The organism is Tepidicella baoligensis (assembly GCF_013432195.1).
GTDB lineage: Bacteria > Pseudomonadota > Gammaproteobacteria > Burkholderiales > Burkholderiaceae_C > Tepidicella > Tepidicella baoligensis.
The window spans coordinates 76,072-101,702 of the sequence record NZ_JACCDB010000001.1; the positions used below are offsets into that span (position 1 = coordinate 76,072).

25 protein-coding genes are annotated in these 25,631 nt (G+C 65.7%); 8 read left to right on the top strand and 17 right to left on the bottom strand.

The genetic code is table 11. The features are described from left to right. Positions 1-13 precede the first annotated feature (13 nt). On the top strand, positions 14-1,363 hold the full coding sequence (gene miaB / locus HZS63_RS00370) for a tRNA (N6-isopentenyl adenosine(37)-C2)-methylthiotransferase MiaB (RefSeq protein ID WP_180682043.1): 1,350 nt from the start codon (positions 14-16) through the stop codon (positions 1,361-1,363). 16 nt (positions 1,364-1,379) lie between these two features. Here the strand turns inward: miaB and HZS63_RS00375 are convergent, their stop codons facing one another. Continuing rightward, entirely contained in the window at positions 1,380-2,381 is a 1,002-nt protein-coding gene (locus HZS63_RS00375; protein WP_180682044.1) for a sensor histidine kinase, read from the bottom strand. A gap of 18 nt (positions 2,382-2,399) precedes the next feature. Here HZS63_RS00375 and xth point away from each other — a divergent pair, with 18 nt between their 5' ends. Next, positions 2,400-3,188: an exodeoxyribonuclease III gene (xth, locus tag HZS63_RS00380; RefSeq protein WP_180682045.1), complete on the top strand. Its 789-nt coding sequence runs from the start codon at positions 2,400-2,402 to the stop codon at positions 3,186-3,188. Between the two features lie 9 nt (positions 3,189-3,197). Here the strand turns inward: xth and ntrC are convergent, their stop codons facing one another. The 6 genes from ntrC to HZS63_RS00410 form a co-directional block, all read right to left on the bottom strand. Further along, positions 3,198-4,703, bottom strand: a complete 1,506-nt coding sequence (gene ntrC / locus HZS63_RS00385; RefSeq protein ID WP_180682046.1) for a nitrogen regulation protein NR(I) — start codon at positions 4,701-4,703, stop codon at positions 3,198-3,200. 46 nt (positions 4,704-4,749) lie between these two features. Further along, the gene (glnL, locus tag HZS63_RS00390) at positions 4,750-5,826 is read right to left on the bottom strand and encodes a nitrogen regulation protein NR(II) (RefSeq protein ID WP_246316060.1); all 1,077 of its coding nucleotides are present in this window, start codon (positions 5,824-5,826) and stop codon (positions 4,750-4,752) included. A 14-nt stretch (positions 5,827-5,840) separates the two neighbouring features. Beyond that, the gene (locus HZS63_RS00395) at positions 5,841-6,395 is read right to left on the bottom strand and encodes a hypothetical protein (protein ID WP_246316063.1); all 555 of its coding nucleotides are present in this window, start codon (positions 6,393-6,395) and stop codon (positions 5,841-5,843) included. A 154-nt stretch (positions 6,396-6,549) separates the two neighbouring features. Next, entirely contained in the window at positions 6,550-7,965 is a 1,416-nt protein-coding gene (gene glnA, locus HZS63_RS00400) for a type I glutamate--ammonia ligase (protein ID WP_180682048.1), read from the bottom strand. 157 nt (positions 7,966-8,122) lie between these two features. Continuing rightward, positions 8,123-8,953, bottom strand: coding sequence for a competence/damage-inducible protein A (locus tag HZS63_RS00405; protein ID WP_180682049.1), 831 nt, complete (start codon positions 8,951-8,953; stop codon positions 8,123-8,125). After that, complete coding sequence (locus HZS63_RS00410; RefSeq protein WP_180682050.1) at positions 8,950-9,837, bottom strand: EI24 domain-containing protein; 888 nt, start codon at positions 9,835-9,837, stop codon at positions 8,950-8,952. The genes HZS63_RS00405 and HZS63_RS00410 overlap by 4 nt, the downstream gene beginning before the upstream one ends. A 48-nt stretch (positions 9,838-9,885) precedes the next feature. Between HZS63_RS00410 and HZS63_RS00415 the strand changes: the two genes are divergently transcribed. Further along, positions 9,886-10,686 carry an alpha/beta fold hydrolase gene (locus HZS63_RS00415; RefSeq protein WP_180682051.1) on the top strand — a complete coding sequence of 267 codons (801 nt, stop codon included), beginning with the start codon at positions 9,886-9,888 and terminating at the stop codon, positions 10,684-10,686. Here HZS63_RS00415 and HZS63_RS00420 read toward each other — a convergent pair. Continuing rightward, the gene (locus tag HZS63_RS00420; RefSeq protein ID WP_180682500.1) at positions 10,670-11,401 is read right to left on the bottom strand and encodes a 16S rRNA pseudouridine(516) synthase; all 732 of its coding nucleotides are present in this window, start codon (positions 11,399-11,401) and stop codon (positions 10,670-10,672) included. The genes HZS63_RS00415 and HZS63_RS00420 overlap by 17 nt on opposite strands. 86 nt (positions 11,402-11,487) lie before the next feature. On the opposite strand from HZS63_RS00420, the gene HZS63_RS00425 reads away from it, so the two are divergent. After that, positions 11,488-12,096, top strand: coding sequence for a DUF2062 domain-containing protein (locus tag HZS63_RS00425; protein ID WP_343039930.1), 609 nt, complete (start codon positions 11,488-11,490; stop codon positions 12,094-12,096). Between the two features lie 12 nt (positions 12,097-12,108). Here HZS63_RS00425 and HZS63_RS00430 read toward each other — a convergent pair whose 3' ends face one another. Genes HZS63_RS00430 through HZS63_RS00450 form a run of 5 tightly spaced genes read right to left on the bottom strand, consistent with a single transcriptional unit; the run spans position 12,109 to position 17,144 of the window. Beyond that, positions 12,109-13,410, bottom strand: coding sequence for a heme biosynthesis protein HemY (locus tag HZS63_RS00430; RefSeq protein ID WP_180682052.1), 1,302 nt, complete (start codon positions 13,408-13,410; stop codon positions 12,109-12,111). Positions 13,411-13,428: 18 nt separating this feature from the next. Next, a complete protein-coding gene (locus HZS63_RS00435; protein WP_180682053.1) occupies positions 13,429-14,607 on the bottom strand; it encodes a uroporphyrinogen-III C-methyltransferase in 1,179 nt (392 codons plus the stop codon). 2 nt (positions 14,608-14,609) lie between these two features. After that, entirely contained in the window at positions 14,610-15,365 is a 756-nt protein-coding gene (locus HZS63_RS00440) for a uroporphyrinogen-III synthase (protein WP_180682054.1), read from the bottom strand. Continuing rightward, entirely contained in the window at positions 15,362-16,330 is a 969-nt protein-coding gene (gene hemC, locus HZS63_RS00445; protein ID WP_180682055.1) for a hydroxymethylbilane synthase, read from the bottom strand. Before hemC ends, HZS63_RS00440 begins: the two co-directional genes overlap by 4 nt. Before the next feature lie 55 nt (positions 16,331-16,385). Further along, a complete protein-coding gene (locus HZS63_RS00450; protein WP_343039931.1) occupies positions 16,386-17,144 on the bottom strand; it encodes a LytR/AlgR family response regulator transcription factor in 759 nt (252 codons plus the stop codon). A gap of 93 nt (positions 17,145-17,237) precedes the next feature. Here HZS63_RS00450 and argH point away from each other — a divergent pair, with 93 nt between their 5' ends. Continuing rightward, positions 17,238-18,689, top strand: coding sequence for an argininosuccinate lyase (gene argH / locus HZS63_RS00455; protein ID WP_180682057.1), 1,452 nt, complete (start codon positions 17,238-17,240; stop codon positions 18,687-18,689). Between the two features lie 27 nt (positions 18,690-18,716). On the opposite strand, the gene HZS63_RS00460 is transcribed toward argH, so the two are convergent. The 4 genes from HZS63_RS00460 to HZS63_RS00475 are packed head-to-tail and all read right to left on the bottom strand — an operon-like array spanning position 18,717 to position 23,698. After that, positions 18,717-20,072, bottom strand: coding sequence for a GGDEF domain-containing protein (locus tag HZS63_RS00460; RefSeq protein ID WP_180682058.1), 1,356 nt, complete (start codon positions 20,070-20,072; stop codon positions 18,717-18,719). Beyond that, positions 20,069-21,022, bottom strand: coding sequence for an ABC transporter substrate-binding protein (locus HZS63_RS00465; RefSeq protein ID WP_180682059.1), 954 nt, complete (start codon positions 21,020-21,022; stop codon positions 20,069-20,071). Before HZS63_RS00465 ends, HZS63_RS00460 begins: the two co-directional genes overlap by 4 nt. After that, positions 21,009-22,988, bottom strand: coding sequence for a TonB-dependent receptor plug domain-containing protein (locus HZS63_RS00470; protein WP_180682060.1), 1,980 nt, complete (start codon positions 22,986-22,988; stop codon positions 21,009-21,011). The genes HZS63_RS00465 and HZS63_RS00470 overlap by 14 nt, the downstream gene beginning before the upstream one ends. Positions 22,989-23,032: 44 nt before the next feature. Next, positions 23,033-23,698 carry a c-type cytochrome gene (locus HZS63_RS00475; RefSeq protein WP_180682061.1) on the bottom strand — a complete coding sequence of 222 codons (666 nt, stop codon included), beginning with the start codon at positions 23,696-23,698 and terminating at the stop codon, positions 23,033-23,035. Positions 23,699-23,829: 131 nt separating this feature from the next. On the opposite strand from HZS63_RS00475, the gene HZS63_RS00480 reads away from it, so the two are divergent. The 3 genes from HZS63_RS00480 to HZS63_RS00490 all read left to right on the top strand — a co-directional run bounded on the left by HZS63_RS00480 (position 23,830) and on the right by HZS63_RS00490 (position 25,603). Next, complete coding sequence (locus HZS63_RS00480) at positions 23,830-24,672, top strand: AAA family ATPase (protein ID WP_180682062.1); 843 nt, start codon at positions 23,830-23,832, stop codon at positions 24,670-24,672. Positions 24,673-24,875: 203 nt separating this feature from the next. Then, positions 24,876-25,202, top strand: a complete 327-nt coding sequence (locus HZS63_RS00485) for an antitoxin (RefSeq protein ID WP_180682063.1) — start codon at positions 24,876-24,878, stop codon at positions 25,200-25,202. Continuing rightward, the gene (locus HZS63_RS00490; protein WP_180682064.1) at positions 25,199-25,603 is read left to right on the top strand and encodes a PIN domain-containing protein; all 405 of its coding nucleotides are present in this window, start codon (positions 25,199-25,201) and stop codon (positions 25,601-25,603) included. The genes HZS63_RS00485 and HZS63_RS00490 overlap by 4 nt, the downstream gene beginning before the upstream one ends. Positions 25,604-25,631: the final 28 nt, after the last annotated feature.

Here is a 25,631-nt window from a genome sequence, read left to right on the forward strand (position 1 = left end):
ACGCTGACCCATCATGAGCAAAAAAGTCTTCATCAAAACCTTCGGCTGCCAGATGAACGAGTACGACTCGGACAAGATGGCCGACGTGCTGGGCGCCGCCCAGGGCTACGAACCCACCCAGAATGTGGAGGAAGCCGACCTGATCCTGTTCAATACCTGCTCGGTGCGCGAAAAGGCCCAGGAAAAGGTGTTCAGCGACCTGGGCCGCGTCAAGCACTTGAAGAAGAAAGGCGTGCTCATCGGCGTGGGCGGCTGCGTGGCCAGCCAGGAAGGCGAGGAGATCATCAAGCGCGCGCCCTTCGTGGACGTGGTGTTCGGGCCGCAAACCCTGCACCGCCTGCCGCAACTGCTGGAAGAGCGCGAGCGCCAGGCCCGCCCGCAGGTGGACATCCGCTTCCCCGAAATCGAGAAGTTCGACCACCTGCCCCCCGCCAAGGTGGAGGGGGCGAGTGCCTTCGTGTCCATCATGGAAGGCTGCAGCAAATACTGCAGCTACTGCGTGGTGCCCTACACCCGTGGCGAGGAATTCAGCCGCCCGTTCGAGGACGTGCTGGTGGAAGTGGCCGGTCTGGCCGACCAGGGGGTGAAGGAAGTCACGCTGCTGGGCCAGAACGTGAACGCCTACCGTGGGACGATGGGCGACAGCGGCGAGATCGCCGACTTCGCGCTGCTGCTGGAATACGTGGCCGAAATCCCCGGCATCGAGCGCATCCGTTACACCACCAGCCACCCCAACGAATTCACGCCCCGGCTCATCGAGGCCTACGCCAAAATCCCGAAGCTGGTGAGCCACCTGCACCTGCCGGTGCAGCATGGCAGCGACAAGATCCTCATGGCCATGAAGCGCGGCTACACCGCGATGGAATACAAGAGCACGATCCGCAAGCTGCGCGCGATCCGGCCCGACCTGTCCCTGAGCAGCGACTTCATCGTCGGCTTCCCCGGCGAAACCGAGGAAGACTTCCAGAAGATGATGAAGCTCATCACCGACGTGGGCTACGACACGTCCTTCAGCTTCATCTTCAGCCCGCGCCCCGGCACCCCGGCCGCCAACCTGCCCGACGACACCCCGCACGAGGTGAAGCTGCAACGCTTGCAACACCTGCAGGCCACCATCGAGGAAAACGTGCAGCGCATCAGCGCCAGCCGGGTCGGCACCGTGCAGCGCATCCTGGTGACTGGGCCTTCCAAAAAGAACCCGCAGGAACTCATGGGCCGCACCGAATGCAACCGCATCGTCAACTTCGATGCGGGCCCCAACGCCAGCCGTCTGATCGGCCAGATGCTGGACGTGCGCATCACCCAGGCCTTGCCGCACTCGCTGCGCGGTGAAGTGGTGATCGCGCAAACCGCCCTGGCCTGAACCCCACGGCGGCAATTCAGCGCCTGCGCCGGGGAATGCGCACCGTCACCACGTGCTCGCGTTCGGTGGTGTGGCGCTTGAGTTGCGCCTCGGCGTCGAAATGCAGTTCCAGCCGCTCGCGGATGTTGCCCAGCGCCATGTGGTTGCCCCCGGCCACCGCACCCAGCGGCTGGGGGGGTAGGTCGTTGCGCACAAAGATCAGCAAACGATCGTCCTCGGCGTAGATTTCGAGCGTCACGTCCGCGCCGCCGGGTGCGGGCTCCACCCCATAGCGCACCGCATTCTCCAGCAAAGGTTGCAGCAGCAGCGGCGGCACCAGCGCGTCTTGCGGGGCGTTGTGGGTCAGCCAGTGCATGCGCAGCCGATCCCCCAGACGAACGCGCTCGATGTCCACATAGGCCTTGGCGAGTTGCAGTTCTTGCGCCAATGGCACCAGCACCCGCGCATCGGAGAGCAGCGCGCGGTACAAGTCCGCCAGATCCTGCAACACCGCCTCGGCTTGGCGCGGCTGGGTGCGCAACAGTGCCATGGCGCTGTTGAGGCTGTTGAACAGAAAATGGGGCCGGATGCGCGCCTGCAGCGCCGTGACGCGGGCCTCGGCCAGCGCGGGCGACAAGCGGTGGTGGCGCCAATTGAAGTAGAACAACACCGCCCCTGCCACCAGCGCCGCCACGGTGGCGCTGTGCCAGGCCGTGACCGGCAGCGCCAGACTCAAGCCCCACGTCACAGCGGTGTGCCAGCCCACGGCCGACAGGGCGGCCACGGCCATGACGGCCGCGCACCCCCTGGCGTACGATGTCTGCGCCAGCCAGGGTTGCCACCAATACAACAGCAACACGGCCGTGAGCAGGACGGGCTCGTAGAGCAGGGCTTGCTCGACATAGCCGCTCCACCAAGTGTCCCAACCCGGCTCCCGCACCCACCACACCACCAGGCGCAGGCCCTCGGCCAGCACCAGCGCCCGCAGCAACACCCCCAGGTTGCGAAAATCGGGCAAGGCGGCTTGGGGCGTCTTCATATCGCTTACATTGTGCGCATGAAACTGGCCACTTGGAACATCAATTCATTGAGCGTGCGCCTGCCCCAGGTGCTGGACTGGCTGGCCAAACAGGCCCAAACCGCACCGGTGGACGTGCTGGCCCTGCAGGAAATCAAGCTCAGCGACGACAAATTCCCCGCCCAGGCCTTCGAGGAAGCCGGCTACCACGCCGCCTGGTTCGGACAGAAAACCTACAACGGCGTGGCCCTGGTTTCCCGCACCCCGCCGTTTGACGTGGTGCGCAACATCCCCGGCTTCCCCGATGAGCAGGCCCGCGTGATCGCCGCCACCTACGGCGCAGGCGATGACGCGGTGCGCGTGATCGGCGCCTACTTTCCCAACGGGCAGGCCCCAGGCTCCGACAAGTTCGCGTACAAGATGCGCTGGCTGCAAGCCCTGCGCGAGTGGTTGGCCAGCGAATTGGGCCAGCATCCCCGGCTGGCGCTCATGGGCGACTTCAACATCACCTTCGACGACGCCGACGTCTGGGACCCCGAAGGGCTGCGGGAGACCATCCACTGCACCAACGAAGAACGCGCCCACTTGCAGGCGCTCATCGCACTGGGTCTGCACGACGCCCACCGCCTGTTCCCGCACCCGCCGAAAACCTTCAGTTGGTGGGACTACCGCATGCTGGGCTTCCAGAAGAACCGCGGAATGCGCATCGACCACATCCTCGTGACCGACGCGCTCAAGGCCCGAGCGACCGGTTGCGAAGTGGATCGCGCACCGCGCAAGAATCCGCAACCGAGCGATCACGCCCCGGTGGTGCTCACACTGGCGTGAGGCTGCCCCTCATTCGAGGTTCAACTCCTGGATCTTGCGGGTGATGGTGTTGCGGCCGATGCCGAGCTTTTGCGCCGCCTCGATGCGGCGCCCCCGGGTGCAGGCCAATGCGGTCTGGATCAGGCTGGTCTCGAAACGGCGCGTGAGCAGGTCCCAGACATCGGGGCGCCCCTCGCTCAGCAAGGCCAGGGCTTCGGCCCGCAAGCCCTGCTCCCACCCTGGCGCCGCCCCCTGTACCGGTGCGACGACGGGTTGGGCCACGGACAGGGGGGGCGACGGCGCTTCGGTCGCGGCCGGCACCGGCATGTCCGGCCCCGCCTGGGCGGACGCCACCACGCTGGCATCGGGCCCGGAAGCCCCGAGCAGCTCCGGCGGCAGATCCTTGACCTCGATCGACTGGGCAGGCGCCATCACCGTGAGCCAGTGACAGATGTTTTCGAGCTGGCGCACATTGCCCGGAAAATCGAAGGCACACATCACCTTGAGCGCTGCATCCGAAATCCGTTTGGGCTCCACACCAAGCTGCTTGGCGCTCTGTTGCAAGAAGAAACGCGTAAGCAAGGGCACATCCTCGCGGCGCTCGCGCAGCGCCGGCAGGCGCAGGCGAATCACATTGAGCCGGTGGAACAGGTCTTCGCGGAACGCCCCTTCCTTGACCCGCTGCTCCAGGTTCTGGTGGGTGGCCGCGATCACCCGCACATGGGCCTTGACCGCGCTGTGGCCACCGACGCGGTAGAAGTGCCCGTCGCTGAGCACACGCAGCAGGCGCGTCTGCAGGTCGAACGGCATGTCGCCGATCTCGTCCAGGAACAGGGTGCCGCCTTCGGCCTGCTCGAAACGCCCACGCCGCATGGTCTGGGCCCCTGTGAAGGCGCCACGCTCGTGCCCGAACAGCTCGCTTTCCAACAGGTCCTTCGGGATCGCCGCGGTGTTGATGGCGACGAACGGCCCTTTGGCCCGGGGCGAATGCTTGTGCAGCGCGCGGGCCACCAGTTCCTTGCCGGAGCCCGACTCACCGGTGATGAGCACCGTCACATTGCTCTGGCTCAAACGGCCGATGGCGCGAAACACGTCCTGCATGGCCGGGGCCTGCCCCAGCATTTCGGGGACCGCGCTCAGACGCTCCTCCTCGACCTCCTCGCGCTGGCTCTCTTCCACCGCCCGGCGGATGAGCTCCACGGCCTTGGGCAGATCGAACGGCTTGGGCAGGTACTCGAACGCGCCGCCCTGAAACGCCGACACCGCGCTGTCCAGGTCGGAGAACGCCGTCATGATGATCACCGGCAAGCCCGGCATCTGCTGCTTGACCTTGTCCAGCAAATCCAGGCCGGAACCACCGGGCATGCGGATGTCGCTCACCAAAACCTGCGGGCCTTCGTCGGTCGCATCGGCCAGCGCGTCCAGCACTTCGCGGGGGTGGGTGAAGCTGCGGGTCGGCAAACTCTCGCGCTGCAGGGCCTTTTCCAGGACGAACCGGATGGATTGGTCATCGTCCACGATCCAGATGGGTTTCATGCGAGCGTGTCCTCTTTCGTTTTCTGCCCCCCACCAGCTGCCCCGGTCACGGCAGGGGAATCAACAGTTTGAAGTCCGTACGGCCCGGCTCACTGTCGCATTCGATCAAGCCATGGTGCTGCTGGACAAACGTCTGCGCCAGCGTCAGCCCCAGGCCGGAGCCGCCATCGCGCCCCGACACCAGCGGGTAGAAGATGCGGTCCTTGATCTCTTCGGGCACGCCGGGCCCGTTGTCGATCACATGCAATTCCAGTGCCAGCCGGTAGCGCTGCCGGCCGAACGTGACCTGGCGCAGCACGCGGGTGCGAAAAACGATCTCGGCATCGCCGGCGGCGATGCGCTCCTCGAGCGCCTGCGCCGCGTTGTGGGCGATGTTGAGCACGGCCTGGATGAGCTGCTCGCGATCGCCCCGGAACTCGGGGATGGAGGTGTCGTAGTCCCGCACCACCTTCAGCCCCCGGGGAAACTCTGCCAGGATGAGTGAGCGTACCCGCTCACAGACCTCGTGGATGTTCACGTCGCCGACCACCTGGGCGCGTCGGTGCGGTGCCAGCAAGCGGTCCACCAACGACTGCAGGCGGTCCGCCTCGTGAATGATCACCTGCGCGAACTCGACCAGCTCGCGCGAGTCGAGTTCCATCTGCAGCAACTGGGCCGCGCCCCGAATGCCGCCGAGCGGGTTCTTGATCTCGTGGGCCAGGTTGCGGATCAGTTCCTTGTTGGCCTGGGCCTGGTCGATCAGCCGCTCCTCGCGCTCCTGGCGGGTCTGCTGCTCCAGCGGCAGCATCTCGACCACCACCTCGCCGTGGACATCGCTCTTGGCCAGCACCACGTGCACGGGCAGCGGCTCGTTGTTGAGCCGCTTGAGGAAGGCGTCGTAGCGGATCACCGCGTACTCGTTGCCGCGCGAACCCTGTAACGCGTTCTGCAGCAACTCCGGCATGGTGAACCAGTCGGTCAGGGGCACGCCCAGCAGACTGCGCCGAGACAGACCGATCGCGTCTTCCAGGGCGTTGTTGGCAAACAGGAGGTGGCCGTCAGCGTCCACCACCGACACCAGCGTGGCCAGCATGTCCAGGGCTTGGAAGCGATTCGTGTCCGTCGCGACGGGTTGGCGACCCATGGGCTGCCCTTGCCTCATCGCGGCGTCACCGGCAAGCGCTCGAGTTCTCGCTCGATGGCGATCACGTCTGCCTGCGCGCGCTCCAGTCGGCGTTTGAGTTCTTCAGATCGCTCTCGGTAGCGCCGCTCATCCCCCTGTTCACTTGGCAGGCGTTCCGGCTGACCTTGGTTGTACTCGGTCTGGAGTTGCGCCAGCCGCTCCTGCGCCCGGCGCCATTCGGTTTCGAGGATGAAACGCGCATCCCGGTCACGCGCCTGCTGCTCGGTGCGGCTCACACGTTCGCTGCCGTCGCGTGCACCCGTGGGTGCAGTGCTGCGCGCAGCCGGGGTGGCGCCGGGCGATGATGCCGCCGACGACGCGCCGAGCGGTGCTCGCCCGCTTTCCACGATGGTGAGATTGCCCCCTTCCAGCACCCGGCAACCGCGCGCTTCGGGCTGGGGGCCGGGGTTGTTGGTGTATTCGTTGCCACAACGCCAGATCTGGCCCTGGGCAACGGCAGACATGGACACAACGCCGAGCGCCAGCAGCGTCCATACCGGAGCGAGCGAGGAATACGGGAGCAAACGCATCACTTCCTTGGTGCAAGAGTGGCCGAACACCGATCGAGGCTTCCCAGTATCGCTGAAAAATACCCGTCACACCCACCGCTGCGAAGCCCAGCGGCACGCCCACGGAAAAGGGACGGGGTCGCCCCCGTCCCTGGCCGCCCGTTTCGGGTATCGATCAGAGGCTGTAGTACATGTCGAACTCGGTCGGCGTGACCTCGATGCGGGCACGGGTCACCTCCTGCATCTTCAGGTCGATGTAGGCGTCGAGCATGGAGTCGGTGAACACACCGCCCTTGGTGAGGAAGGCGCGGTCCTGGTCCAGATAATCCAGCGCCTGGTCGAGGCTGTGGCACACGGTCGGCACCAGCTTGTCCTCTTCCGGCGGCAGGTGGTACAGATCTTTGGTGGCGGCTTCGCCCGGATGGATCTTGTTTTCCACGCCGTCCAGGCCGGCCATGAGCAGCGCGGCAAAGCACAGGTAGGGGTTGGCCATGGGATCGGGGAAGCGGGCCTCGACACGGCGACCCTTGGGGTTGGCCACATAGGGAATGCGAATGGACGCGGAACGGTTCTTGGCCGAATAAGCCAGCTTCACCGGGGCTTCAAAGTGCGGCACCAGGCGCTTGTAGCTGTTGGTGGCCGGGTTGGTGATGGCGTTCAAGGCACGGGCGTGCTTGATGATGCCGCCGATGTAGTACAGCGCGAAATCGCTCAGGCCGGCGTAGCCGTCGCCGGCGAACAGGTTCTTGCCGTCTTTCCAGACGGACTGATGCACGTGCATGCCGGAACCGTTGTCGCCGTGGTAAGGCTTGGGCATGAAAGTGGCCGTCTTGCCATAGCTGTTGGCCACGTTCCAGATCACGTATTTGAGGGTTTGCGTCCAGTCGGCACGCTCCACCAGCGTGCTGAACTTGGTGCCGATCTCGCACTGCCCGGCACCGGCCACCTCGTGGTGGAACACCTCGACCGGGATGCCCAGGGATTCGAGGATCAACACCATCTCGGCGCGCATGTCGTGGGTGCTGTCCACCGGCGGCACAGGGAAATAGCCGCCCTTGGTGCGCGGACGGTGGCCGCGGTTGCCGTTGTCGAACTTGGTGCCGGAATTCCACGGGGCCTCGTATTCCTCGATTTCGTAGAAACCACGACCGGGCTCGGTGCTCCAGCGCACGCCGTCGAACAGGAAGAACTCGGGTTCGGGGCCGAAGTAGGCGGTATCGCCCAGGCCGGAGGCCTTCAGGTAGGCTTCAGCACGCTTGGCGATCGAACGGGGGTCGCGGTCGTAGGCCTTGCCGTCGCTCGGCTCCACCACGTCGCACTGGATGAAGATCGTGGTTTCCTCGAAGAACGGGTCGATGTTGGCCGTCGCCGGATCGGGCATGAGCAACATGTCCGATGCCTCGATGCCTTTCCAGCCGGCCACCGAAGAACCGTCGAAGGCGTGACCGGAGGTGAACTTGTCCTCGCCAAAAGCGGAAATCGGCACGGTTACGTGCTGTTCCTTGCCACGGGTATCGGTGAAACGGAAATCGACGAACTTGACGTCGTTCTCTTTCACCATGCTCATCACGTCGGCGACGGTTTTGGCCATCTGCAATCTCCTGTTTCGGGGGTAAAAAATGGAACGGACTCTGAGTAGCAGCAACCGTGCCAGCCTGCCGCCCCACAGCGGACATGCCGCCATGCGCAAGCATGCCCCAACATGGGGCATATTTGCACATTATCGGTGCAAATTGGCGATAGGCGGGTCATCGCACCAATTCAGGGCCCAAAGAGGCGCCACAGGCACGCAAACCGTCGAGCAGGGCCGCAAAGGCCGGACGGGTCTGGGCATCATCGCCCTTGACGCCCAGCTCGATGTGGCGACCGTATTCGGGATGGTCCACGCTCGGCAGGCTGAAGACCTTGACGCCGGGATGCGCCGCCTCGATCTGCTCCATCAGCGGGGTGAGCGCGGCTTCCATGGCACCGAAGACGATCACCGAGCGTTCACGCCAGTCCACGCGACGGAAATCCTGGGCGTGAAAGGTCTCCAGCACCCATTCGATCATGGGCCAGGCCATGACCGGAAAGCCGGGCACGAAATGCACGGTACCGCCACCTGGGCCGTCGCAGGAGAAGCCCGGAATTTTGTTGTAGGGATTGGGAATGATGCGGGCGCCGACCGGGAACACCCCCATGTTGAGGCGATGCACGTTGTCGGGGCGGTTGGGGTCGTAGGGTTGCCCCTGCTCCCGGGCCATGTCGCGCATACGCTCTTCGATCAAGGCCCGGGCCTGCTGGTGCAGCGCCAACTCCACGCCGAGCGCCGCTGCTGCACACTGGCGGGTATGGTCGTCGGGCGTAGCCCCGATGCCGCCACAGGAAAAGACGGTATCGCCACTCGCGAAGGCGTCGCGCAGGGCGGCTGTGATGGCGGCTCGGTCGTCGCCCAGGTAGCGGGCCCAGGCGAGCGAAAGCCCGCGCGCCGTGAGCAATTCGATGACCTTGGGCATATGCTTGTCCTGGCGTTTGCCGGACAAAATTTCATCGCCGATGATGATCAGGCCGAAACGGGGTATGGGAGCAGCAGAGGTCATGAGATGTCGCGGGCAGTCACGTCGATCACTTCACCGGAGGAAGACGCCAGGGGCGGGGGTGGGGCAGCAGGCATCGCTTCTACCCGATCGCGGTCGCGGCGCAAAGCCTCCAGCGCCGCCAGCAGGTAATGGGTGAACCACAGCGACGCAAAGGCAAAAACCAGCGCGTAAATCCACACCGCCAGCGGCACCAACAACGGCGCCAGGGCGATGAACACCGCCCCGGAAGCCCAGAGCAGGCTGGGCGCAGCCCCGAGGTAGCCACACAACACGCCCATGGCGAGCAACGTCCAGCGATGGCGCGCCAGCAGTTCACGCCGTTCCGCTGCGCTCGCATGTTCGGCCAGAGCGTCGAAGGCAAACACCCGGTAGGTGAGCCAGCCCCAGATCAGCGGCGGCAGGATGAGGATGAGCGGCGGTATCCACCAAAATGGCAGCGACACCAGCAAGGCGAGCAGCGCCAGCAGGGTGGACCAGAGGGACCAGCCCACACTGCCCAGAAAACTGCCCCCGCGCAGGCGCTCCAGCGCGGGAAAGCGGCGCTGGGCCACCAGATCCACCATGGTCGGCGTCATCAGCAGGGCCACCAGCAAGAGCGCCAGCACCACGATGACCGGCGTGACCAGCACGAGCACGAACAACGGCGCCAGAAATGGCTTGACGTCGGCCACACCGAAGGTGGCCAGCCCTTGCATGACGACCGTCAACGGCTCCCACCCATCCAACCAGCGGAGCACGGCTCCCACGGCGGCATCCCAAAACAGGTAGCCCAGGGCGAACGAGGCCGCCACCATGAGCACCAGCGGCAAAACCGAGAGTGCCACGACCCGAGGGTGGAAACAATAGGCCACCGCACGCCAGAGAGCATCGACCAACCATCGCATGACACGAAGGATACAGGCTCCGGGCGATGGAGGACGTAACATCGCGACATGCACACCACGCCAGCCAGTACCTTCGTCCGGGTCGACGGCATGGCCCTGGAGGTCTTGCATCTGCCGGGCAGCCGTCCAGAACGGGCCCCTCTGGTGTTTCTGCATGAGGGACTGGGCTCGGTCTCCCTGTGGGGCCAACGCGGCCGTTACTGGCCGGCCGAGCTCTGTGCAGCCACCGGTCGCGCGGGTTGGGTTTATTCGCGGCGCGGCTATGGCCGCTCGGACCCGATCCCCGATGTGCGCGGCACCGGGCGCCACCGGCCCGACTACATGCACCGCGAGGCCGAAAACACCCTGCCCGCCCTGCTGCGAGCCCTCGGCGTGCAGGCCCCCGTGCTGATCGGCCATTCCGACGGGGCCACCATCGCGCTGCTGCATGCCGCGCGCCACCCGGTGACGGCCTGCGTGGCCATGGCGCCGCATGTGTTTGTGGAGCCGGTATCGATCCAATCGATCGAAGGCGCCCGTGAAGCCTATCTGCATGGCTCGCTGCGCGAGCGGCTGGCGCGCCACCACAGCGATGTGGACAACGCGTTCTGGCAATGGAACGATGTCTGGCTGTCGCCTCCCTTCCGGGACTTTGACATCCGCCGCGAATGCGCCACGATCACCGCGCCACTGCTGCTCGTGCAGGGCTTGCAGGACGAATACGGCACACTGGCGCAGCTCGACGCGATCGAGGCCGCCGTGCCCCACGCCCAGCGCCTGACCCTGCCCGACTGCGGTCACAGCCCGCACCGCGACCAGCCGACCGCCCTGACCGAGGCGCTGACCGCGTTCCTCAGCCCTTGGCCATGAGCGCATCGACCTGCGCCGGGCTGAGCCAGCGCCACTGACCGGGCAGCAGGTCCGGCGGCAGCACGATGTCGCCGATGCGGCTGCGGTGCAGCGCTTCGACCCGGTTGCCAACGGCTGCCACCATGCGCTTGACCTGATGGTATTTGCCCTGCGTCAGGGTCAGGCGCAGCATGTGCCCATCCACCACCTCGCAGGCCTGCGCCCGCACCGGACGGGGATCGTCGTCCAGCACCACGCCCGCCAGCAGCCGCTCGACCTGCTGCGCAGCCACCGGGTGCTTGCATGTGACCTCATAGACTTTGGGCACATGGTGTTTGGGCGAGGACAGGCGGTGGATGAAGCGGCCGTCGTCGGACAGCAGCAACAGGCCGGTGGTGTCCTGATCCAGGCGGCCGACCGCCTGCACCCCACTGGCCGCCCCCCCCGGCCGCTGGCGCAACGGCAGCGGCAGCAGGGTGTACACGCTGGGCCAGGCGCTGGGCTTGTGGGAACACTCGAAACCTGCTGGCTTGTGCAGCATCAAATAGGCCAGTCGCTGATAGACCCAACGCTGTCCCTGCACATGAAACACCAACCCTTCGGGCTCGAACGACGCCAGCGGGTCGAGGCAGACCTCGGCAGCCTCCCCCACGCCCACCCATCCTTGCTGCACCAGGCCGTGGCAGACCCGTCGCGTCCCGAAGCCCTGGGTGAACAAGATGTCCTGCAATTCCATGCCTGCAAGCATAACGGCTGGCGTGCGACGGCGTCGTGCCTGCGCCACACCGATCGGCGACAATCAAAGGTTGCGCATGAACATCCGTGCGCGAAGCGTCTGCGACGGACATCATGCTCGAACGGTTGAAGAAACTCTTGCCCACCAAGGACAGCCTGCACAACAACCGCTGGCTGCGTTGGCTCGGCCCCTGGCTGAACCACCCCCGTCTGTGGCACATGAGTCGCAAGGGCATCGCCATGGGGCTGGCGCTGGGGGTGTTCTTCGGCCTGCTGATTCCGGTGGCGCAGATCCCGTTTTCCGCCACTATGGCGGTGATCCTGCGCGCCAACCTGCCGGTGGCGGTGGCCAGCACGCTGGTAACCAACCCGGTGACGTTCGGCCCCGTTTACTACGGGGCCTACAAGCTCGGCAAATTCGTGCTCCTCGAGGAAGAGCCCACCGAGGACGAGATCGAGCGCATCATCGAGAAGAAAGCACGAGACAAGCAAATCGCCGGCGAATTCAGCATGGTGGACCGCATCCAGTACGCCTGGCACCAGCTGGGGAAAGTGGGCAAGCCGCTCATCGTGGGCCTGGCCATCGTGGCCTCCGTAGCCGGCCTGATGGCGTATTTCCTCGTCCACGGCCTGTGGATGTTGCGGGTACGCTGGGCCCGGCGACGGCGGCTGGAAAAGATGCGCAACCCCCGCTGAGGCAGCCGCCGATCAGCTCAGCGCGGCGCGCTTCCAGGCCTCTCGTGCGGCCTCTTCGTCGCCACGCTGTTCGGCGAGTTGGGCCAATGAGCACCAGGTGCGACGCAGCAATTCCGGGTCCTGCAGCCCGTGGCTGGCCATGGTGAGCAATTGGCTTGCCTTGCCCCAGAGCTGACGCTGCATGAAGGCCTGACCCGCCAGGTATTGCAGCCCTGCATCGGCAGGCCGCGCCTGCTGCGCCGCCTCGATCTCCGACACCCAATGCGCCCCCAGCCGGGGCAGATAAGCCTCCAGCAAGAGCAGGCAGGCCTGGCGCTGACGATCGGAAAGCGTGGCGTACCCCCTCCAGACCGTTTCCAAGGCTTCGGCGCAGTGTGACCACCCCTCTGGGCTGGCCGGGTGCTCCGCGTCTGGCTCGGTGGCGCAAGGCGGGGACAAGGGCTCGAGCTGCTGCCAGCGTTGCGAAAACTGCAAGGCCAGGGCAGGGTCGCGGCGTTCGTGCGGTTCAAGCGCCTGCCAGACCTGGAGCAACTGGGCCAGGTCATGGGCTTGTCGGAAGCTGTCGTTGAGCAAGCCCTTGAGCAGGCTGGCGGCCACGGCCGGGGAAAATGCCTTGTGTTTGGTGAGCAGGCGCACCATGTCCAATGCCACGGGGGTATCGCGCTCGAGCTGGGCCAGTTTCAGGCGCAGGCGCACCGCCTGGATACGCCGGGCCGCCCCCTGGGGCAACAACCGGAGCCAGTCTCGGGCGGCGGTGGCGTCTCGGCCTTTCAAAGCCCAGGCGGCGGCGCGCAAGATGGCCCCTTCTCGGGCAGTGCTGGCATCGGCATCGGTGATGCGGACCAGCGCCTCCATGGCCTGGTCGCGCCGTTCGGCGTTGCCCAGCGCCTGTGCGCTTTCCGCCTCCAACAAAAGCGCCAGCACCTGCCACTGGGACCGGCGTGCCATGCCGCCGTCGGCCGGCAAGCCTTCGAGCACCTGCAGCGCATGACGCGCTGCAGCCTGGGCCCTCACGAAACGCCCGGCCAACTGGTAGGTGACCGCATCCAGCAGCGAGACATAGACGGCGCGCTCCAGCTGGTGGGCCCGCCAGCGGTGCGCCTGCTGTGGCAGGCCACGCAGCAGCGACAGGCCACGCAAGGTGAGGTGCAGCAGCACGAACCCAGCCACGAGGGTGAACAGCACCAGGTTGAGCGACATGTCGAGCCGCCACGGATGCCAGAACACCGTGACGGTGGCGGTGTTGTCTCCTACCAGCAGCGCCAGGGCCACCGCCAAGGCCGCCAGAAACAGGAACCAGAAAACGGCTCTCATGAATGAACCCTCCTGCCGTCAGCGGCCACTCGCGGCCACGGCCAGAGCGCTCAAGGTTTCGTCGGGCCGGGGCAGGGTGTCTTGCTGCATGTCCACCTCCAGCTGGGCCAGCATCTGCAAAGCCAACCGGGTGGAAACCGCCTGGTCGTCGAAATAGCGCTGCACCAGGGCATGGGCTTTCTGAATGTCGGCTCGCGCCGTGTCGAACTGGCGCCCCAACAAACCGAGCCGGGCATTCAACAGGATGAGCTTGAGGTTCTCGCGCAAGAAAAAGGACTGCTCGGGAGCCAGCAGCGCGGCTTCCGGCTGATCGATGCGGCTGACGCGCACCAGATCGGCGCTGCTGGCACGAACGTGCGCCCACCAGCGGGCCATGGCCTGGCTGCGCCAGGCGTTGAAGCGGGCCCATCCCCGCGTCAGTGCGTTTTCACCCTCCTCCGGGAGGGGGGCTTCCTGTTGCACATCCGCTGCATCCGAGGTCGCCTCTGGCGGCGTGGACACGCCCCCCCTGTCCGCGACCGCCAGGGGGGCATTGCGCAAGGGCCAGTCGTCTATTTGGCGCAGCAGTTCATCGATACGGGTGACCAGCGCCGGCACGTCGACCAGTTCCGCCGCCCGCAGCCTTTCGATGTCGCGGGCAATCGCACGCTGCACTGGATTCAGACGGGGCTGGGCAGCGCGTTCGATGCGCTGCTCGGCCCCCTGCAGGGCAGAGATCAGCGGCTGGGCGCTGCCCGTCAACTGGCTTTGCTGCACAGCCAGACGAACCGCAGCCTCCAGATCCTGGACCAGACTGTCGTCACGCGAACGCGACACCGACAGCATGAGTTCTTCCAGCTGGCTGCGCTGCAGGGACACCTCTGACAAGCGCAGCTCTGCCACCCCCAATCGGGCAGCCAGTTCCTTGGCCTGTGCCTCGGCCTGTTGGGCCAGGGTCCGGGCGGCGGCGGCCTCGGCCATCGTATCGGCGCTGCGGCGAGCCAGGGTTTCCTGAGTCTGGCTCAGGCGTTGCGTCAGGGTCACGGTCCACGCCAGCGTGGCAGCGGCGAGCGCCAGCGCCAGCCAGGCTATCCATACCGACCACCCCCCCCTTTTTTGGGAAGTCTGCCCCGCCGCGGCAGGCGACAGCGCACCAGGGGCGGCCTGAGCAGGTGCCGAGGAGGAAACGGTGACGGGATCTTTTTCCGGTTCGGACATGATCAACAATGGGTTTTCAAGGCCTGCACCACATCGTCGAGGGCTGGCCGTGTGGTGATTATTTCGCCAAATCCCATGCGCTGGGCTGTCATCTGGATGCGCGGGTGCGTCACGAGCGCCCGCGCACGGCTCCAGGACTGCCCAGGACACAGGTCTGCCAGATGCTGGAGTCCTTCGCGACTGCTGAACAGCCAAATGGCGTCGCCCCCGGCCCATGCGGCCACCCGCTCGCGCATGGCCGCGTCCCACACCGGTGGCAAGCGGCGGTAGGCGATACATTCGACCACGCTCCCCCCGGCGGCACGGCACTGTAGCTCGAGCCAGTCACGGCCGGTGTGACCCTGGGCAGACTGACCACGCACGATGAGCAAGCGGTGTCCTGGATGCACCTGCCGCCCGACGAGCTGCCACAGGGCTTCGGAATCGAACTGCTCGGCCGAGGCCGCGGGTTGATCGATACGCTCCTGCGGCACGCCCGCAGCCAGCAGGGCCTGCGCCGTGCCAGGGCCTGGCGCCCAGCAGCGCGGCTGGGCCTGGCTCAGCGCGGGCGTGATGAAGCGGCGCACGGCTTGCGCACTGACAAACATCCACGCATGGAAATCGGGAGCCCTGGCTTGGAGACGACGCAGGGCATCGGCATCGGCAGGCGGGGCTATGTCGATCAGAGGCAGGACCTGAGCAGCCCAACCGGCCGCACGCAGCGCCTCGACCCACTGGGCCGCCTCTCGCTCGGGTCGGGTGACGAGGACGGTGGTCATGCGGCGCTGCGGCCCCCTGGCGCACCCGCTCGTCGCAAAGCCTGCGCCACCTCCACCCCCAGGGCATCGGCATCCTCCCGGGAAACAATCCGTGCCTGCCCGCTGCTGCGCAGCAGCGGGCCTTGTCCCTCGGGGTCGCCCCAGGCTGCGTCCAGCCTGAGGACGCCCTCGCGTGCGTCCGGGGGCTGTACCCAGGTCGAAAATGCCGCCAGCGGCATGGAACAACTGCCGCCCATGGTGCGCGAGACCGCCCGTTCGGCCGTCACCGCCCACCAGGTGGCCCGATCCGCCAAGGGGGCCAAGGCCTGCACCACCTCCGCACGGTGATGGCGCACCTCGATGCCCAGCGCGCCCTGCCCGGCGGCAGGCAACATCTCGGCAGGCGAGAAAATTTTGCGGATGCGTGCCTCCAGCTTCAGGCGCTTGAGCCCGGCGGCAGCGAGCACAATGGCATGGTATTGCCCCTCGTCGAGCTTGCGCAGCCGGGTGTCCAGGTTGCCCCGCAGGGGTTCGATGCGCACGTCGTGCCGTCCGATGCGCTGCAGCGCTTCACGCAGCAGAACCACCCGGCGCAGGCTGGAGGTGCCCACCACGGCCCCAGGCGGCAGATCGGGCAGATCGGCGCAATGGGGGGAGACCCAAGCGTCACGCGGGTCCTCCCGCTGCATCACACAAGCCAGCATGAAGCCAGGGGGCAGCTCCATCGGCACATCCTTGAGGGAGTGCACCGCCAGATCGGCGCGGCCCTGTTCCAGCGCCACTTCGAGCTCTTTGACGAACAAGCCCTTGCCGCCGACCTTGCTCAGCGCGCGGTCCAGGATCTGGTCGCCCTGGGTGGTCATGCCCAACAATTGCACCGTGTGGCCACGGGCCTGCAGCAGCGCCTGGACGTGCTCGGCCTGCCAGAGGGCCAGACGGCTTTCGCGGGTGGCAATGGTGAGGTTCAACGCGGGAGAGTCAGACATGCCCATATCCAGTGACGCCGGCTCCACCAGCGCCCGACCAACAAAACTGTCGATGCTAGCACGTGCCCTCAGCCAAAGCCTCCCGTACCGCCGGCAATTGGCGGCGCGAGACGGCCAGCACTTCATCCACTCCGTCCAGCCTGAGCCACCAGCCATCCGAGCCTTCGGTCCGCTCACGCCCTTTTTCGAGCCCGCGCACGCGGTGCCTGGCCACGAGCGCGTTGCGGTGAATGCGCAGCCAGCGCTGCGGATGCGCCTGCTCCAGTTCATGCAGGGAGCCGTCATAGATGTAGGCGCGCTGGCCAGTGCGCACCGTCACGTACTTCAGCTCGGCCTTGCAATAGACCACATCCTCCAGCGACACGCGCTGCGTTCGCCCCCGATCGTGGATGAGCAGACAAGCGGCTGCCGCGGTTTCCTGCTGAACCACGGACGAAGCGGGCGGTCGCCGCCGGAACACCTTGTCTAGGGCCTGCTGCAGGCGCTCTTGGCGCACCGGCTTGGTGAGGTAGTCCACGGCCTCCACGTCGAAGGCCTCCAGGGCATGCTCGGCGTGCGCCGTCACAAACACCACGGCGGGGGCGGCGGGCCGCTCACGCAGCAGCCGGGCAAAGGCCAACCCATCGACACCCGGCATGTGGATGTCCAGCAGCAGCACATCCCAATCGGCGTGCTGGAGCCGCTCCATGGCTTGCACAGCATCTGCGGCCTCGCCGATGTCGGGCGCCCCCCCATCGGGCCAGGTGCATTCGCCCAGCAGAGCGCGCAGGCGGGCCCGGGCCAAGGGCTCGTCATCCACCAGCAAAATCCGCATGCGCATCGCCAGCCTTCCCCGAAAGTGGGCAACGTAAAATGGGCGTCCCCGACATTCTTCCAAATTTTCGCGCCGCTGTCGCGCCCCTGCCTCATGTCTGCCAACCAACTCGACACCAAATCCCAGGCCTGGTCCGCGCTGTTCTCGGAGCCCATGAGCGAGTTGGTGAAACGCTACACCGCCAGCGTGTTCTTCGACCAGCGCCTGTGGCAGGCCGACATCGCAGGCAGCTTGGCGCACGCCGAGATGCTGGCCGCGCAAGGCATCATCGGCGCCGACGACCTGAGCGCCATCCAGAAGGGCATGGCCCAGATCACCCAGGAGATCGAATCCGGTGCGTTCGAGTGGAAGCTCGACCTGGAGGACGTGCACCTGAACATCGAGGCGCGGCTGACGCAACTCGTGGGCGACGCGGGCAAGCGGCTGCACACCGGGCGCAGCCGCAACGACCAGGTGGCCACCGACGTGCGCCTGTGGCTGCGCGGCGAGATCGACCTGATCAGCGGCCTGCTGAACGACCTGCAGAAAGCCTTGGTGGAGGTGGCGGCCCGCCACGTGGACGTGATTCTGCCCGGCTTCACCCACCTCCAGGTGGCCCAGCCGGTGAGCTTCGGCCACCACCTGTTGGCCTACGTGGAAATGTTCGCCCGCGACGCCGAGCGCTTCGCCGACGTGCGCCGCCGCACCAACCGCCTGCCTCTGGGCAGTGCCGCGCTGGCCGGCACCACCTACCCGCTGGACCGCGCCCGCGTGGCCCGCACGCTCGGCATGGTCAACGAAGCCGGCGAACCGCAACTGTGCCAGAACAGCCTGGACGCGGTGAGCGACCGCGACTTCGCCATCGAGTTCACCGCCGCCGCCAGCCTGTGCATGGTGCACATCAGCCGCCTGAGCGAAGAGCTCATCATCTGGATGAGCCAGAACTTCGGCTTCATCCGCATCGCGGACCGCTTCACCACCGGCAGCTCCATCATGCCGCAAAAAAAGAACCCCGACGTGCCCGAACTGGCGCGTGGCAAGACCGGCCGCGTGGTGGGCCACCTGATGGGCCTGATCACCTTGATGAAAGGCCAGCCCCTGGCCTACAACAAGGACAACCAGGAAGACAAGGAACCGCTGTTCGACACGGTGGACACGCTGAAGGACACGCTGCGCATCTTCACCGAGATGATCGGTGGCCAGATCAACCCCGCCACCGGCGAGAAGGAAGGCGGCATCACCGTGAACCGCGAGGCGATGGAGCAGGCCGCCCTGAAAGGCTACGCCACCGCCACCGACCTGGCCGACTACCTGGTGAAGAAGGGCGTGCCCTTCCGCGACGCGCACGAAACAGTCGCTCATGCGGTGAAAGCGGCCACCAGCCACGCCTGCGACCTGTCGGAGCTGCCGCTGGCCGTGCTGCAGGGCTTTCACCCGCTGATCGACAAGGATGTGTACGAAGCCTTGAGCTTGCGGGGCTCACTGAACGCCCGTCGCACGCTGGGCGGCACCGCCCCGGCACAGGTGCTGGCGCAGATCGAACGCCATCGGGTTCGGCTGGGTTGAACGCCCGGCAGCCCAGGCTGCCCAAGCTCAACCTGCGGGCCGCGTGTCCTCGAACGACGGAACGGACTGATCAGCATAGACCACGCGATTGCGCCCGGTGTGCTTGGCCTGGTACAGGGCCGCATCGGCCCTCGCCAGCAGACCCGGCAAATTCACTTCCATGCCATCGAAATTGGCCACACCGAAACTGGCGGTGAACCTCAGGCGCTGCCCTCCCACCTTCAACTCGATCGCTTCGACCGCCACGCGCATGCGCTCGGCGACCCGCATGGCCTCTTCCCCCTCGATACCGGGCAGCAACACCGCGAATTCCTCACCCCCGAGGCGGCCCACCATGTCCACTTCTCGCACATCGCTGAGCAACACCTGGGCAAAACTGACCAGCACCGCATCGCCTACCGCGTGTCCATAGGTGTCGTTGATGCGTTTGAAGCGGTCCAGGTCCACCATCACCACCGACAGCGGTTGCCGGTAGCGCAAAGCGCGCTGAATTTCCAGTTCCGCCCGCTCGGTGAACGCACGCCGGCTCGCCACCCCGGTGAGGGTGTCGATGCGGGCGGCCTGCTCGGCCGCCTCTTTCTGCAGCCGCAACTCACGGGTCGCCGCGGCCACCTGCTGTCGCAGGTCGTCCTGCGTCATGGCGATGCGCGACGCCATGGCATTGATACCTCGCGCCAGGCCGTCCAGCGGCCCGGAGGTGAGCACGTCGGCGCGGGCATGCAACTGCCCCAAACCGATCTGCTCGACCACTTTGGACACACCGGCCATGGGCCGGGTGACGCTGGAGGCGATGACCGTGGACATCACCGCCGCCAGCCCCAGCGCCACCACCGTCACCAGCACGGCCCACACCAGCAAGTCACGGCGCTGTGCCCGCAGCTTCTTCAGATCGAAAACCACCACGACCTGTCCTGCCAAACCCTGGGGGGCGAGATCGAGCCGAAATTCCGGTGTCTGAGCAAACAAATCGTCCACCTCGATGGACGAATAGCGCACCGGGACCGCCACCACCAACACCTTCCCGAAGAGAACGGATACCTCTGGACTCAGCGGGGGCAACAGCGCCGGCAGCTCCCCGGCCACGATCTGGTAGCGTCCATCGGCCGGAATGACCGCCACCCCCAGCAGTTCGGGATCGGAGGCCATCAACCCATCCACCTGACGCTGCAAACCCTGCCGATCCCCAGCGAACAGCCCAAATTCGGCCGCGCCCGCCACCTGCAAAGCCGTGGCCCGCACCCGGTCGGCCAAGGCGGCGGTGAGGTCACGCTCCTGCCGATCCATGAACACCCACAGCAGCGAGAGAGTGACCAGAACCGCCGGCAGGGCGGCTGCCAGCCACAGCCGAACCCGGATCCCCATGGCCTGTTGCAGCCGTCTCATCGGAACTCTCCTGCCAGCATCCGTTGTAGCGCCTCGGGATTGGGCACATCCAACCCCAGAGACCTGGCCACCTGTTCGTTCACCGCCACGGTGCCGCTGGCGGCGTACATGGGAGCGGGAAGCGCTCCTGCCAGCCACAAGGTCCGGCTCGCCGCCACCACCTGCCGCGCCACCACCTGCGGTGTGGTGAACAAGCTCAGCGTGGCACCAGCGCGGACATGGGATTCGGCATAGCTGACCACGGGAATGCGCTGTCGGTAGGTAGCGATCAGGATATTTTGCAGCGTGGCGGCGTTGTAAATCGACGGCTCGGGCAAGGCCAGCAGCACGTCCGAATCCGCCAGCAAGTTGCGCAACAGTGGGAACAGGTTGGGGGTATCTTCCTGCACGCGCGACTTGACCAGCACCAGCTGACGATCACTGGCCGCGCGGTCGAGAGCCGGCTCCAGCGCTGCAGTGGCAGGTCCGAACAGGACACCGACCCGGCGCCGGCGCGGCATGACCTGCTGGATCAGGGACAGATAGCGTTCGGGGGGTTGATCGAGCCACACCCCGGAGGAACCCGCTGGCAAGGAACGGGCCAACAACACATAGGCAGCCTCGGGCAACAGGGCCGCGAGCACGGGCGCCGTCCATGCACCGGGCTGCCTCTGCACCTGGGCTGCCAGTTCGGCCAGTGGACGCACGCCCAGGGTAAGGTGTAACCGTGCCTCGCCGGGCAGTGCCGGCAAGGGTGGCACGGGCTGCACTTCCAGTTGCACCTGCGCACCCCAGAGGTTTCTCAGGTGACCGATGACCTCGCCCTGGGCGCCACCCGTATCGGACACCCAAACCTGAACACGGCCTGCCTGGCCCGCCAGCCCTGCCGGAACACCCAGCACAGCCGCACCGGCCAGCGGCCAGGCCCAAAACTGACGCCGGTTGAGCGGGGTCGGGTCAGAACTCCACATGCAGGGAAGCGAATGCCCGACGAGGAAAGACCACAGGCCGGGAAAGGGTGAATTCCTGGCGAGACCCGTTCAGCGAATGCACCGTGAACGCCAGTTCCGCGCGGGTGTCTCCCCACCGGAACGGGCGCGCCAGCCGCAGGTCCACCCGGCGATCCTTGGGCAAACCGCTCGTCACCGCCCGCCAGGCCATGGGCCCCCGGGCATAGACCCACAGGGCCAGGGACCAGTCGTCGGGCAGTTCCTGCATCCATCCCAAGGTGGAAAACCGACGTGGGGGGATGCTCCGGTCCGCATTGGCGGGGCTGGCCCACCGAAACCGGTTGAGGTTGTGGTTCCACAGGAACTGGGTGCCCGCGTGGGGTTGCCAGCGCAGCTGGTATTCCAGGCCCTGGGTCCGAAAACCGTCGGTGTTCACGTAATCCCGCCCCAGCCCCCCGGTGAACATGGTCCTGATCTCGCGATCAAAACGCTCATCGTACAAGCGGGCGTCCACGGTCAGACCGTCTCCGGGGAAGCGTCCGTAATAGCTGATTTCGCGGCTGACCAGACGCTCGGGCTGCACCTGCCCACTCGAGAACAGGGTGCGGGTGATGAAAGTCCCATTCGGAAAGAAGTAGCGCACATCGGCAAACTGCTCGAACAGGGTCGGAGCCCGCTGCGCGGTGGATACCCCGAAGCGGATCGTGTGCCCCGGCAGCAGATGGTGATTCACCATCAGCCGCGGCGAGACATAACCACCCGTGCCCCCATTCTCGCCGGCAAACAGCCCCGCATTCAATACCCAGTCGTCGGCGATGGACCACTCGACGTTGCCGAACAAACGGGCATCCCACTGACGGATGCGGCCGTCGCGAAAGAACAGGGGGCGGGAAACGGCGCTGTCCTCTTTCAGCCCCACACCCCAGACCCAACGCAGGCTTTCACTGGCACGGAATTGATGCTGGAACTCCGCATGCAGCCGGCGCTCCCGGTTGCCGAAGTCGATGACCACTCCCTGCAAACCCGGGAACTGGTAGATGAAGTCATCCTCCGCCTGTTCCTCGGTCCAGCTGAGCGTGCCCTGGAACGACTCGTCCACCGACGCTTGATAGGTCCAGCGCGCCTGCCAGTAGGCGCTGCGCCAGCGAACGTCACGCTCTGGGTTGTCGAAATGGCCGGACGCGGTGCTCGGGACCCCCTCGCCGGCCCGGTTGTCCGCATAACCGGCCGACAGCACGAGTTCGGACCGGGCATCGAGACGGATGTCGCCGCGCCATTGCAGCGTCACCAGCCGGGCATCGTCGTTGACGAAACGGTAGCCGTTGTCGCGCCGCTGCGCCACCGACAGACGGTGACTGGCATCCGCGTCTCCCCAGCCGTAGCGTGCATAGGCATCGCGGATGCCCCCCTCCCCCACCGCCAGGGCAACGGTGCTGCCAATGGTGTCCTGCGGGTGCCGGGTGATGACGTTGATCACACCGAACAGGGCATTCGCACCGTAGGCAGCCGAGTTCGAACCCCGCAGCACCTCAAGCCGCTCGACGTCCTCCAGGGAGATCATGTACAGCCCCCTGATGGTTCCGCCCAGGTAAGTCGAGGAGTAGACCGAGCGGCCATCGACGAGGACGAGGTTGCGTACCCCCAGCTCATCGACCGGCGCGTGATAGGCCGCCACCGGATTGGCCCCGTTGTAGCCCGACACCAGGTAGCCCGGGACCAGCCGCATCAGTTCGGCCAGGGTACGTGCACCGGACTGGCGAATGAGATCGCGGTCGATCACGGTGACCGCCCCGGGTGTGTCCTGCAGCGGCTGCGCGAGGCGGCTCACGGTCAGGACCATCGGCACGTCGCCGAAGAAATCGTCCTCGGTCGGCAGACCCGGCGAGGCCTGCGCCCAACCTGCCGCCAACAGAAAACCCCACGAGAGAAGCCCGAAGGCTCTACAGCGCGGGGTTGTCCAGCAAGGCAAGGCACGCATGGGTGCCATGGTATCAGGGGGTTGTCAGCCTGACCTGTATCTGTGGCGGGGTTTCAACGGAAACGGGGCTGGGGCCGGGTGGCCAGCTCGCCCTGCACAGTCGCCAGGTAGTTCGCCATCTGGCGCAGTTCCTGCAGTGAATACTGGGCGACGATACCACCCATGATCGGGTTGCTGCGGCCGATGATGGGGTTGCCCTGAACCTGGTAGGACTTCAGTGCCACGTAAAGATAATCGGCGTACTGGCCGCCGATCTTGGGGTAGCTGGGATCGATGGGGCTGCTGAAGTTGGCGCCGTGGCAGGAGGCACATGCGCCCCGCTCCAGCAAGGCGGCGACGACGGCGTTGGGCGCACGGGGGGTTTCCGGTGCCTTCACGTCACCGTTGTGGGCGGCATAGAAAGCCGACAGGTCGGCGATGTCCTGCTCGCTGAGCGAGCCGGCGATGCCACGCATGGTGGGGTGCTTGCGGTCGCCGCGCTGGTAGGCCACCAGCGATGCGGCAATGTACTGCGCCGTCTGCCCGGAAATCTTGGGCACCTTGTGGATTTCAGGGAAGCTGTTTTGGTAACCCGGAATGCCGTGGCAGCCGATGCACATGGCGGCCTTGGCTTCGCCAGCCTTCACGTCACCCGCCACCTGTGCCTGGGCAGCAAAAGACACGGCAACGGTCGCGCTTGCGACAACGGTTTTCAACAAGGTAAACAACGGTTTGTTCATTTTGCAAGCACAATCAGAAGGACGTTTGACAAAAATCAACGCGCGATTATATAGACTCGCTCCACCTGCCAACCCCTTGAAAACCCTTGGCCGTATCCTGCGGGACAGCGGCCCAGTCCCCGCAAAGACCCATGAAATTCACCGGATCCTCCAACTACGTCGCCACCCAGGACCTGATGCTCGCCGTCAATGCGGCCATCCAGCTCAAGCGCCCCCTGCTCGTCAAGGGCGAACCCGGCACCGGCAAGACCATGCTCGCCGAGGAAGTGGCCCAGGCGCTCGGCATGCCGCTGCTGCAGTGGCACATCAAGTCCACCACCAAGGCGCAGCAGGGCCTGTACGAGTACGACGCGGTCAGCCGGCTGCGCGACAGCCAGCTCGGCGACGACCGGGTCAAGGACATCCAGAACTACATCGTCAAGGGCGTGCTGTGGCAGGCCTTCACGGCCGAGCAGCCCGTGGCCCTGCTGATCGACGAGATCGACAAGGCCGACATCGAATTCCCCAACGATCTGCTGCGCGAGCTCGACCGCATGGAGTTCTACTGCTACGAGACCCGGGAACTCATCCGGGCCAAACACCGGCCGCTGGTGTTCATCACGTCGAACAACGAAAAAGAACTGCCCGACGCCTTCCTGCGCCGCTGCTTTTTCCACTACATCAAGTTCCCCGACGCCACGACCATGAAGCAGATCGTGGACGTGCATTACCCCGGGCTGAAAGACGAGCTCCTGACGGCAGCGATGAAAACCTTCTTCGACATCCGCAACCTGCCGGGCCTGAAGAAAAAACCCTCCACCAGCGAGTTGCTGGACTGGCTCAAGCTGCTGATGGCCGAGGACATTCCGCTGGAGGCGCTGCAGAGCCAGGACAACAAGGTGAGCGTGCCCCCCTTGGTGGGGGCGCTGCTGAAGAACGAGCAGGACATCACGCTGTTCGAGAAGCTGGTGTTCATGAACCAGCGCAACCGATGAGCGGGTGTTGGCACGAAGCGTCTTGCAGGCCATTGCCGCCGATGGCGAGCTGTGCAAGCCGCTCAGCGGCAAATGGCCAGAAGCGAAGGCGCTACTGCTGTACCTGTTGAGGCAGCGAGGATTTGAGTGGAAACAAGGACAGTCCTGGCGCCAGCAAACGTACAATGTGTATATACATCACGGATACACAAAGGGGATCCTATATGGCCACTGAATTCTCCTCCAAGAACCCTTCGGTACGGCGCCAGGAAACATCGGTTTTCCAATCCGGCAACAGTCAGGCGGTTCGCATACCCAAAGAGTTCCAGCTAAACACCAAGCGGGTCGAGATTTTTCGCGAGGGCCGCTCCATCGTCCTGCGCCCCAAACCCATGACTGCCGCCGAAGCCCTAGACGACCTACCCGTACTGACCGAGGCCGAAGCCGCGGCTCTGGACAGAGCCATGGAACAATTGGATGACCTGCCGCCGTTGGACGAACCTGTCTGGGGAGCCACCGAGAAGGCAAGCAAGAAAACCCGCCGCGCATGAAGCTGAAGTACCTGCTGGATTCCGACGTGTTCTCATTGATGGTCAAGGGCCGAGACCCGTCCATTCAGGAGCGGCTGACCCGGCTGAAAGCAGGTGAGGCGGTGCTGTCGGTCATCACCTCCGGGGAATTTCATTACGGCGTGATGCACGCACCCATCTCAGCCCTGCGGGACCAGCGGGCCAAGCGGCTGATGGTTTTCTTTGGCGTGCTGCCGCTCGACCAGGATGCTGCGATCGCCTATGGACGCATCCGCGCCGACCTGCGCACCCTTGGTACACCTATTGGCCCAAACGACCTGTGGCAGGCAGCGCTGGCCCAAGCCAAAGGCCTGACGCTGGTCACACGAAACGGACGGGAGTTTTCGCGGGTGCAGGGGTTGAAAGTGGAAGGCTGGGATTGACATGCGCTACACCAGAAGAAGAGGGACC

What these genes read in the sequence shown, in the direction of transcription:
- HZS63_RS00415 (WP_180682051.1), top strand. Translation starts at nt 9,886, where the DNA reads ATGCACACCACGCCAGCCAGTACCTTCGTCCGGGTCGACGGCATGGCC.
- glnA (WP_180682048.1), bottom strand. Translation starts at nt 7,965, where the DNA reads ATGGCCAAAACCGTCGCCGACGTGATGAGCATGGTGAAAGAGAACGAC.
- HZS63_RS00485 (WP_180682063.1), top strand. Translation starts at nt 24,876, where the DNA reads ATGGCCACTGAATTCTCCTCCAAGAACCCTTCGGTACGGCGCCAGGAA.
- glnL (WP_246316060.1), bottom strand. Translation starts at nt 5,826, where the DNA reads ATGGGTCGCCAACCCGTCGCGACGGACACGAATCGCTTCCAAGCCCTG.
- ntrC (WP_180682046.1), bottom strand. Translation starts at nt 4,703, where the DNA reads ATGAAACCCATCTGGATCGTGGACGATGACCAATCCATCCGGTTCGTC.
- argH (WP_180682057.1), top strand. Translation starts at nt 17,238, where the DNA reads ATGTCTGCCAACCAACTCGACACCAAATCCCAGGCCTGGTCCGCGCTG.
- miaB (WP_180682043.1), top strand. Translation starts at nt 14, where the DNA reads ATGAGCAAAAAAGTCTTCATCAAAACCTTCGGCTGCCAGATGAACGAG.
- HZS63_RS00420 (WP_180682500.1), bottom strand. Translation starts at nt 11,401, where the DNA reads ATGGAATTGCAGGACATCTTGTTCACCCAGGGCTTCGGGACGCGACGG.
- HZS63_RS00480 (WP_180682062.1), top strand. Translation starts at nt 23,830, where the DNA reads ATGAAATTCACCGGATCCTCCAACTACGTCGCCACCCAGGACCTGATG.
- HZS63_RS00410 (WP_180682050.1), bottom strand. Translation starts at nt 9,837, where the DNA reads ATGCGATGGTTGGTCGATGCTCTCTGGCGTGCGGTGGCCTATTGTTTC.
- HZS63_RS00405 (WP_180682049.1), bottom strand. Translation starts at nt 8,953, where the DNA reads ATGACCTCTGCTGCTCCCATACCCCGTTTCGGCCTGATCATCATCGGC.
- HZS63_RS00475 (WP_180682061.1), bottom strand. Translation starts at nt 23,698, where the DNA reads ATGAACAAACCGTTGTTTACCTTGTTGAAAACCGTTGTCGCAAGCGCG.
- HZS63_RS00490 (WP_180682064.1), top strand. Translation starts at nt 25,199, where the DNA reads ATGAAGCTGAAGTACCTGCTGGATTCCGACGTGTTCTCATTGATGGTC.
- HZS63_RS00450 (WP_343039931.1), bottom strand. Translation starts at nt 17,144, where the DNA reads ATGCGGATTTTGCTGGTGGATGACGAGCCCTTGGCCCGGGCCCGCCTG.
- HZS63_RS00430 (WP_180682052.1), bottom strand. Translation starts at nt 13,410, where the DNA reads ATGAGAGCCGTTTTCTGGTTCCTGTTTCTGGCGGCCTTGGCGGTGGCC.
- HZS63_RS00470 (WP_180682060.1), bottom strand. Translation starts at nt 22,988, where the DNA reads ATGGCACCCATGCGTGCCTTGCCTTGCTGGACAACCCCGCGCTGTAGA.
- HZS63_RS00395 (WP_246316063.1), bottom strand. Translation starts at nt 6,395, where the DNA reads ATGCGTTTGCTCCCGTATTCCTCGCTCGCTCCGGTATGGACGCTGCTG.
- HZS63_RS00460 (WP_180682058.1), bottom strand. Translation starts at nt 20,072, where the DNA reads ATGAGACGGCTGCAACAGGCCATGGGGATCCGGGTTCGGCTGTGGCTG.
- HZS63_RS00465 (WP_180682059.1), bottom strand. Translation starts at nt 21,022, where the DNA reads ATGTGGAGTTCTGACCCGACCCCGCTCAACCGGCGTCAGTTTTGGGCC.
- HZS63_RS00435 (WP_180682053.1), bottom strand. Translation starts at nt 14,607, where the DNA reads ATGTCCGAACCGGAAAAAGATCCCGTCACCGTTTCCTCCTCGGCACCT.
- HZS63_RS00440 (WP_180682054.1), bottom strand. Translation starts at nt 15,365, where the DNA reads ATGACCACCGTCCTCGTCACCCGACCCGAGCGAGAGGCGGCCCAGTGG.
- hemC (WP_180682055.1), bottom strand. Translation starts at nt 16,330, where the DNA reads ATGTCTGACTCTCCCGCGTTGAACCTCACCATTGCCACCCGCGAAAGC.
- xth (WP_180682045.1), top strand. Translation starts at nt 2,400, where the DNA reads ATGAAACTGGCCACTTGGAACATCAATTCATTGAGCGTGCGCCTGCCC.
- HZS63_RS00375 (WP_180682044.1), bottom strand. Translation starts at nt 2,381, where the DNA reads ATGAAGACGCCCCAAGCCGCCTTGCCCGATTTTCGCAACCTGGGGGTG.